Source organism: Streptomyces sp. NPDC003697 (assembly GCF_053587115.1).
In genome coordinates, this window is record NZ_JBSFNN010000143.1 from 1 (window position 1) to 8,507 (window position 8,507).

General features: G+C 72.3%; 6 protein-coding genes and 2 pseudogenes. 5 read left to right on the forward strand and 3 right to left on the reverse strand.

Annotated features, from left to right (window positions below):
- Nucleotides 1-242: 242 nt before the first annotated feature.
- Nucleotides 243-680, forward strand: a complete 438-nt coding sequence (locus tag ACWDNY_RS30730) for a glutaredoxin domain-containing protein (RefSeq protein WP_451649091.1) — start codon at nt 243-245, stop codon at nt 678-680.
- Between the two features lie 126 nt (nt 681-806).
- Here ACWDNY_RS30730 and ACWDNY_RS30735 read toward each other — a convergent pair.
- Nucleotides 807-1,082, reverse strand: a pseudogene (locus tag ACWDNY_RS30735) (UbiD family decarboxylase domain-containing protein); the annotation flags it as partial.
- 522 nt (nt 1,083-1,604) lie between these two features.
- Between ACWDNY_RS30735 and ACWDNY_RS30740 the strand changes: the two are divergent.
- Nucleotides 1,605-2,156 carry a hypothetical protein gene (locus ACWDNY_RS30740; RefSeq protein ID WP_451649092.1) on the forward strand — a complete coding sequence of 184 codons (552 nt, stop codon included), beginning with the start codon at nt 1,605-1,607 and terminating at the stop codon, nt 2,154-2,156.
- 494 nt (nt 2,157-2,650) lie between these two features.
- Nucleotides 2,651-4,699, forward strand: coding sequence for a PA14 domain-containing protein (locus tag ACWDNY_RS30745; RefSeq protein WP_451649096.1), 2,049 nt, complete (start codon nt 2,651-2,653; stop codon nt 4,697-4,699).
- Between the two features lie 208 nt (nt 4,700-4,907).
- Here the strand turns inward: ACWDNY_RS30745 and ACWDNY_RS30750 are convergent, their stop codons facing one another.
- Nucleotides 4,908-5,273, reverse strand: coding sequence for a nuclear transport factor 2 family protein (locus ACWDNY_RS30750; RefSeq protein ID WP_451649093.1), 366 nt, complete (start codon nt 5,271-5,273; stop codon nt 4,908-4,910).
- A 44-nt stretch (nt 5,274-5,317) separates the two neighbouring features.
- On the reverse strand, nt 5,318-5,461 hold the full coding sequence (locus ACWDNY_RS30755; protein ID WP_451649094.1) for a hypothetical protein: 144 nt from the start codon (nt 5,459-5,461) through the stop codon (nt 5,318-5,320).
- A gap of 990 nt (nt 5,462-6,451) precedes the next feature.
- On the opposite strand from ACWDNY_RS30755, the gene ACWDNY_RS30760 reads away from it, so the two are divergent.
- Together ACWDNY_RS30760 and ACWDNY_RS30765 are read left to right on the forward strand one after the other, a co-directional pair.
- Complete coding sequence (locus tag ACWDNY_RS30760; protein WP_451649095.1) at nt 6,452-8,344, forward strand: CocE/NonD family hydrolase; 1,893 nt, start codon at nt 6,452-6,454, stop codon at nt 8,342-8,344.
- An 82-nt stretch (nt 8,345-8,426) separates the two neighbouring features.
- Nucleotides 8,427-8,507: pseudogene (locus ACWDNY_RS30765) on the forward strand (mycothiol transferase); the annotation flags it as partial.

The window sequence follows — 8,507 nt, forward strand, 5'->3', positions numbered from 1 at the left end:
ACGGAGACGTCCTCGAAGCGGATCACGACGGCTCCTCGGTGGGTGCGGGTTCCTGCGCCCCGTCGCTCCCGCGACGGGGGCACCGCCCCTGATCATGCACGATCCCGCCCGTGACAACGTGTCCGGGCAGTGGGCGGGGCGCACGTGCTGTCGCGCGAAGCGCCACCGGGGGCTCGGCGCCGGCATGGCGGTCGGCGCCTAGGCCTGACGGTGGCCATGCAAGTTCCCCGTAGGGTGCGCTCATGACACGCGCCTGGTACATGCCGATGTTGTTCGCCGTCTGCGGTGCGCTCGCGGCAGCCCAGCTGCTCGGCGATGGGCGCCTCTTCACCGCCGTTCCGCTGCTGCTGGTGTTCGTGCTGCTCGCCTGGCTGCATTCGCCGCTGCCGTTCCCCCGCTCGGTCAGCGCGGCGGAGGCGCAGCGCCGCAGCGAGGTTGACGGCCGGCCGATCGTGTTCTGGCGCCCGGGCTGCATCTACTGTCTGCGTCTTCGAATGCGGCTGGGCCGCAGCGCCCGCCGACTGCACTGGGTCGACATCTGGCAGGACCCCGACGGGGCGGCGGTGGTGCGGGCGGCCAACAACGGCAACGAGACCGTGCCGACCGTTCTGGTGGCAGGCCGGCCGCGCACCAACCCCGATCCCACCTGGGTGCGCGCACAGCTTCCCCCGGCCGTGTGACCGCAGCCACCAGGAGGCCGCGGATGTTCCAGACGGATGCGCGGGAACGGAGCGGCGAAACGGTGGCGGGAACGGCACGGCTCCGGCCACCGCGGCCGTCAGCGGTGATGGGGGCGGGGCACTCCGCAGCGCACCGGCCGTGCGGTACTCGGACTGCTCGTATCCGAGCGGAGTGCCGGCGACGAATGTGACGACCGGCTCGTTGCCCAGCGCGATGGCCACCGGGAGGTCCTCTCCGCGCTCCTCGGCCTTGCGCAGGTGGATGGCGATGCCGTGCACGGGGACGGGTTGCAGGCCGAGCTTCGCCGGACCCTTGACCTGCATACGGTAGGCGAGGACCTGCTCCGCGTCGTTCTGACAGGCCTTTACCACGGGCGATTGCGTTTTGTCCCCGCGCCACACCGTCGAACCGTCAGCGGAATGGGCAAGGCTGACAGGTCACTACCACGCGAGAAGTGAACCGTCCCGACGCCACGCCGAACCGCTTCCGCGTTTTTGCTTCGGGGTCCCAGCCGGAGATCCGACCGGGATGACACTTCGCCACAGGCCCGTCTTCGGCCACCCGCCGACCGGGCGCGGCGCCTCTCCGTACCGGACGGCACCACGCCATGGGGCCACCGTTCCGGCATGTCTCGGCCCTTCGTGGCGACCGCTCCAGGCGATCCCGCTTCCGCACGGGTGAGCCGTCGTCAGACATCACCTCGCAAGACTAATGTCACGTCAACTAGGCCCTTACAGCGGCGATTTGACGGTGCCGTGAATGCCGGCCGACGGGCCTTCGGACGCGCGTGGTACCCCGATTGGCCCCCTGATGGCCGCCCTTCCGGCTTGACCGAAATGACAGCCTTGCAGGCGATTAGTACGTTAATCACACGCCGGCTTTCGAAGCCGACTTCTCTGACTGCGAGACAGGAGAGCAGTGCCATGATCATGACCCGTTCCTCTGCGATCACCGCGGCTGTCGCGGCCGCCGCGGCCCTGACCGCGACCGGCATCACCTACGCCTCGGCCTCTGCCGCACCGGTGCCCCAGGCCGCCCCGGCCGCCGTCCAGGCGCCCGCCCCCGTCCAGGCGCCCATGGGCGGCGAAGGCGGCCAGGGCAACGAAGGCAACGAGGGCAACGGCGGCGAGAGGGGCAACGACCACGGCGGCGGAAAGGACAGGGACTACGACGAGGGCTGGATCCACATCAACGAGCGGTCCTACACCGCCCGCCCCGGCGGCTGCATCACCGTGGTGAGCGGCCTGGGCTCCAGGACCCTCAACATCCGCAACGACAGCCGCAAGACCATCGAGGTCTTCCGCGGTGTGACCTGCGACAACGGCGCCCCGATCGCCACCGTCGGCCCCCGCAGCTCCAGCAACGGCGTCCGCCCCGGCTGCACCGAGGGCGTGAGGGTCGAAGACGGAGTCGTGGGCAGCTTCCGGGTCATCCACGACTACCGGGGCGGCAAGGGCGACCGGGGCGACTACTGAGCCGACCGCATGACGCCCCACGCATGACGCAGAACCCCGGCCCGCCGTAATCGGGCCGGGGTTCTGGTCTGACCTCCGCCACCGTGCACAGCCCGGTCACGAAGACATCTGCCGCGCGGACCCCGCTCGCGGTGCCCACGCCTGCGCGCTGTTCCGGCCGCTCTGCGTCCGTCTCACCATCCTAGAACCGGGCGGAAGGCGCTGCGCGCCCGCCCGGACCGCCGCCCTCCGCCCACCGGGCGGCTTCCGGGGCCGCTCCTCCTCCAACACGCCGCCTCGGCGCCCCTCCCAGCCACGGCCACCGGTCTGCGCCGCGGGCGTGCCGCACAGCCGGACGGGTGACGAAAGAGCACACCGCACCTTCCAGGCCGGCGAGGCAGAGCCCGAGCGCCGGGCCGGAAAAACGCCGGGCGAGGGCAACCCGGTCCCCGCCTCGTCAGTCACACAGGCGTCTCCCTGTTTCACGTCGGTCCGGAAAGGACCTTCTCCCTGTGATGACTCGCAACCGGCTGAGCGCGCTGGCCCTGGTGGCCGCGCTCGCCGCCACCGGCGGCCTGATCACCGCCGCCCCGGCCTCCGCGGCCGTGACCTGCGCCTCACCGGCCTGGACAGCGCAGTACTTCGCCAACACCTCGTTCAGCGGCACGCCCAGGCTGACCGCCTGTGACTCCGCTGTCGCGGAGAACTACGGCAACGGCGACCCCGCCGGCGTCACCCTGCCGAACGACAACTTCTCCGTCCGGTGGTCCCTCACCCGGGACTTCGGCTCCGGCGGACCCTTCCGGCTCTCCGCGGCCACCCAGGACGGCATGCGCGTCTATGTCGACGGCGTACGGAAGATCGACTTGTGGCGGAACGTCTCCACCACCGTGCGCAGGACCGTCGACCTGACCATCCCGGCCGGCAAGCACACACTGCGCGTGGACTACGTGGCCTGGACCGGCTACGCCTACGCCGGGTTCACCTACGCCCCGCGCACCGAGGCCGCCGTCGACACGGTTAAGCCGCTCGCGCCGGCCGGCCTCAGCGCCACGTACGACGGGACCACCGCGAAGACCTCGCTCCGCTGGGTCGCCGGCAAGGAGATGGACCTTGCCGGCTACCGCGTCTACCGCCGGCTGAGTACCACTCAGTGGGCCAAGGTCAGCGGGACCTCCCTGCTCACCTCCCCGGCCTTCGTCGACGCACCGCCCGCCACCGGCCAGACCTTCCTCTACGAGGTCCGCGCGGTCGACAAGGCCGGCCGCGAGTCCACCGGCAGCCTCGACGTGACCGCGACCACCGCCGACCGCACCGGCCCGGCGGCCCCGACCGCGCTCACCGTCGTCAGCGACGCCTGGTGGGCCACGCTGAACTGGCAGCCGGCAGCCGAGGCCGCGACATACGAGGTGTACGCCGCCTCCGCGGCCGCCGGCCCGTTCACGCTGCTGGGTACGACGACCACGACGTCGTACCGGACCGACGCGCCGGAGAACACCCCCCGCTACTACCGGGTCCGCGCCCTCGACGCGCTCGGCAACCCGGGCGCGTACGCGACGGTCACCGGCGACGGCGTCGACCGGACGCCGCCGAAGTCGCCGACCGACCTCGGTGCCGTCGTCCGCGGCGGCTACACCGACGTGTACTGGAAGCAGCCCGACGGCTTCGACGAGGGCTTCGGCAACGGCGGGACCTACCACGTCTACCGCTCACCCGGAAAGTCCCTCGACCCCGCCGCGCTCACCCGCGTGACCTGCGAGTCCGGCGACGAGACCAGCACCGGCGGCACCTGCCACGACGTGGACATGCCCGCGGGCACGTACGTGACGTACGCCGTCGCTGCGGTGGACCCGGCCGGCAACGAATCGGCGCTGTCCGCCCCGCTCGTCGTCCGCACCGGCGACTCCGTCGCGCCCGGTGCGGTCACCGGCGTGACGGCCACCCCGCGCGCCGACGGCGTGCTGGTGAGCTGGGCGGCCTCGCCCGAGGACGACATCGACCGCTACGTGGCCTGGACCGGGGCCCGGCAGGCGGACGGCACGGTCAAGTGGCTGACCTCCACCGGTTGCCGGGACGGTCAGAGCGATCCGCTCGCCATCCTCTGCGGCGACCTGCCGGACGGCGAGACGTACGTGTACGCGGTCGTCGCCAAGGACCGCTGGGGCAACGCGCTGCCGCCGAGCGACCCGAAGGTCACGGTCGTCGAGGCCACCGAGCTGGACGTCCGGCCGCCGGCGACGGTCACCCGGGACTGGAACCTCGGCGGCCTGGGCTACGGCACCGTGATCGGCGGACCCGGCGAGGACGGGCCGTCCGTCAACTGGCAGTGCGACAAGACGGCTGAGTGCGAGACCGTCGCGGGCTACCGGGTCAGCCGGTGGAACCAGGCCACCAAGGCGTACGAGCGGCTGCACGCCGGGCTGCTGCCGGCGGAGACCCGTGCGTACACGGACACCACGGCCGCGCGGGGAACCACGCACTTCTACACGCTGGAGGCGGTGCGTGCCGACGGCAGCGTCGCCGGCACGCACGTGTGGAGCTGCGTCTTCCAGGACCGCGTCTAGTGCCGCGGCGGGCGACGTTCGCCCCGTCGCGACGCCCGGCGGGCCGTGCCGGCGAAGTCGGCGGTGCCGGCCTGCTCCGGGGCCGGTTCGGTCAGGGTGGCGATGAAGCGGGGATCGGACAGAAGGGCCCGGCCGCCGCCGGGCAGAGGCCACCCGGGATCGGCTGGGCGGAACCGCGGCCCCTCTCGCGGGCCGCGGTTCCGCACCCTCAGCGAGTCAGGGTCCCCTGGTGGAAGTACATCCGCCAGCCGGTCTCCGTCAGACGCCACAGCGAGCTCCGCCAGGCCCGGCGACCCTGGTTGTCGGCGAAGTACGTCAGATGAACCACGCCCGGGGCAAGGACGACCCCGGACATCTCACTGACCTTGACCGGAGACTCCGGTGACACCGAGCCGCCACTCGTCACCGTGAGGACCGACTCCACGTCCCACCGCCGTCCGGAAGCACCGAACTCGATGAACTCCGGGTCCAGCAGTTCCAGGACACGGGTCGGGTCGGCACGGACCTCGGGATCGAGAAGCCGCAACTCCCCCTCGATGGCCGCCCGCACGGCCCGCTCACTCTCATTCGTCATGCGGGAACCCTACGGACGCCTCCTCCCGAGGCCCAGCGGGTCGTTCACCCGCACGACAGGTCGATCGCCCGTCCGACGTCGTGCGGCCGCAGCACCCGCAGGATGCCTTCCAGGAGGTAGTAGTCGGCGTACGGAAGGGATATCTCGACGCCGTCCTCGGCCGGGCGGTTACGGGTGCAGCGCGCCACGACGGCGTCGGCCCGGGCGGAGTGGCGGGTCAGGCAGGTCTCCGACAGCGCGGTGACTTCGTGCCGACCGGGAAGGCCGTGACGCCCGGCGCGACCTTGCTGAGCTTCTCCACCGCGTAGTCGGCCGTCGCACGCAGGGTGCGCAGAGTCGCCCCCGACGTGCCGCCCCCTGCGGCGGCGGCCGCTGGTGCCGGGAAGGTGCACGCGGCTGCCGCTCCGGCTCCGGCCGCCGTGGCCAGCACAGTGCGCCGGGAAACACTCATGGACGCCGCCTCCCAACTGGTGGATCCACAACGGAGTTGCCCGAGCTTGGCACAGCCTCACGCGGCTGTACACCCATGTGAGGGAGGTTCAGAAACATGAACACGCCGGGGCGCCCGCGGACCGAGGGCGCTCGGACGCACGTCACCCGTGCCGGACGTCGGCCACCGACGCGGCCGGCGCGGGGGCCTGGGCGGGGTCCCCGCGCGCGGGCGGCAGCCGGCCGGCGTGTGTCGTCCGCCAGGTTGCGGCCCATGACGCGATGCTCGCCGCGGTCTCCCATAGGCCTGGCTGCGCCCGCTCGCCCTGCTCCTCGGCGGTCTTCGTACCGACCCGGCCGCGCCCCCTCTGCCCGCGCCTGCTCTCACGGCCGACCAGCTCGGCAAGGTGCTGCTCGGTCCGGGCTCGCACGGGCGGCGTTGGCAGGAGCGGCTGCCGGTGCCGGGGGTAGCCGCCCCACGTCCTGCTCCGGCCCACCGCGTACGGGTCCGGTGCCTGACCGGACGGAAGATTGCGGCGGTAAAAGGCTTTCCCTGTCGCCTCGTTGACGCTCTTTCTTGACGATCATAGGCTTGCTGGCCGTCGGCTCCCGCCCGCGCTCGCGCCTGTTGACTCCGATTCCCTCGTGCGCGGGGCTGCCCAGGACCGGCCCGTCCGCAGCGGGCCGGGGGTCGCTGCTCGATCGGCACACCTGCACCACCCAGTAACTCACCACCTCGGGAGGAGCATGTGAAAAGACGCCGTGCGGCTACCTGGGCCGCCTCATCACTCGTCACCACCCTGGCCCTGAGCGGTGCGCTCACCGCCCCCGCCGCCGCGGCGCCCGGGGCGGCGACCCGGTCCGCCGCCGCAGCGCAGGCCCGGACGCCGGCGGTCGCCACCGCGACGCGCGCCGTCACGCACGAGGAGAACGACCGCGTCCCCGAGGGGTCGGTCTGGACCCAGCACTACTTCCCGTCCTCGGACCGGTCCGGCACCGAACTGCACGCCGACGTCCTGCTGCCCGAGCACCGCGGTCCGCGGCAGAAGGTGCCCGTCATCCTGTCGATCGGCCCGTACTTCGGCCACTTTGGGCAGACGGGCCCCGAGGGCTGGACGCACACCGGTCCCTCCTCCCGCTTCCAGGACTTCGTCGAGGGCACCGACCTGTTCCGCCACGGCTACGCCTTCGTCATGGTGGACCTGCGCGGCTTCGGCGGCTCCACCGGCTGCCTGGACTGGGGCGGCCCCGGCGAGCAGGCCGACGTCAGGGCCGCGATCGGCTGGGCCGCCCGCCAGCCGTGGTCCACGGGGGCCGTGGGCATGTACGGCAAGTCCTACGACGCGGTCACGGGCCTCATCGGCAACGACCTGGACCAGAGGCCCCTGAAGGCCGTCGTCGCCCAGGAACCCCTGTGGGACATGTACCCGTACATCTACTCCAACGGCGTGCCCCGCCCGAACGTCACCGGCACCGCCGACGCCTACAACGGCATAGCGACGATGGTCCCGATGCCGGACGACGACGCGCGGTACCAGGCCAACGCCCGGTGGGAGGACACCCACCCGGAGTGCCTCACCGAGAACTCCGCCGGCTACCGGATAGCCGACCGGCGGGACCCCCACTGGACCTCGCGCGACCTCGCGAAGATGGCGAGGGGCAGCGACACCCCGCTGTTCGTCACCCAGGGCTTCATCGAGAACAACACCAAGCCCGAGGAGATGCAGGAGTACCTGCGCAACCATGTGGGGCCGGAGCGCGGATGGCTCGGCCAGTGGGACCACGTGCGCGGCGGCGACCGCACCGGCGACGGACGCCTGGCCATGGGCCGCGAGGGCTGGTACGAGGAGACCCTCTCCTTCTACGACCAGTACCTCAAGGGCATCAAGCCGAGGGTCCACTACCCGGCCTATGCCATCGAGGACTCCACCGCCCACTGGCGTGCCCAGCGGACGTGGCCCGTCGTGGAACGGTCCGTCAGCCTCCCGCTGCGCGGCGGCTCCTACGTCGACGACGGCGGAGCCCCGGCGCGAGCGGCCCTGGGCGCGTCCGGCGGAGCGGCGCCGAAACCCGTACCGCCCTCGGGCCGGTGGGACATGGAGAACGCGCCCGCGACCGATCCGCCCGCCCCCGAGGGGCTGGCCGGGCGGCTGGCGCGGCAGCAGAACGCCGGTGAGGTCACCTCCAGCTACTTCGTCCGGTCGAAGCCGGTCAGGCGGAGCGTGCGCGTCACCGGCACCCCCCGGATCTCCCTGACCGCGCGGGGAGCGGGCAACGTCATGCTCAAGCTGTACGACGTCGCCCCGGACGGCACCGCCGTCATGTTCGACGAGCAGGTGTCCCTGCTGCGCTCGGGCCGGCTGTCCGTGGATCTCAAGGCGACCGACTGGACGCTGGCAGCCGGACACGTCCTGGCCGTGGAGATCGGGTCCATCCAGACCGGCTCGTGGCGTGACACGCCCTCCGGCCGGCGGATCGACGTCATGGGCGCCCGGCTCGAACTGGCCCTGGACGACCCCTCGGACGACGTGGCCACCTCCGGTGCCCGCTCACCGTTCCTGGACACCTACCTGCGCCAGTACACGGTGAACCTGCCGGCCGGCCCGGCGTCGTTCACGGTGGTTCCCGGCGGCCGCCTCTGACCCCGCGGGCCGGCGCCGGCCGCGGCGGCTTCCGGGTCCACCCCCGGGAGCGCGGTCGGCTCGCGGCCCGGAGTGTGACCGCTCTGATACGCACCGGCACGCCGGGCACGCCGACATCATCCGGGAGCTCATGGACGGCGCCGTTGGGATGAACAAGGGCAAC

What these genes read in the sequence shown, in the direction of transcription:
- ACWDNY_RS30730 (WP_451649091.1), top strand. Translation starts at nt 243, where the DNA reads ATGACACGCGCCTGGTACATGCCGATGTTGTTCGCCGTCTGCGGTGCG.
- ACWDNY_RS30740 (WP_451649092.1), top strand. Translation starts at nt 1,605, where the DNA reads ATGATCATGACCCGTTCCTCTGCGATCACCGCGGCTGTCGCGGCCGCC.
- ACWDNY_RS30745 (WP_451649096.1), top strand. Translation starts at nt 2,651, where the DNA reads ATGACTCGCAACCGGCTGAGCGCGCTGGCCCTGGTGGCCGCGCTCGCC.
- ACWDNY_RS30750 (WP_451649093.1), bottom strand. Translation starts at nt 5,273, where the DNA reads ATGACGAATGAGAGTGAGCGGGCCGTGCGGGCGGCCATCGAGGGGGAG.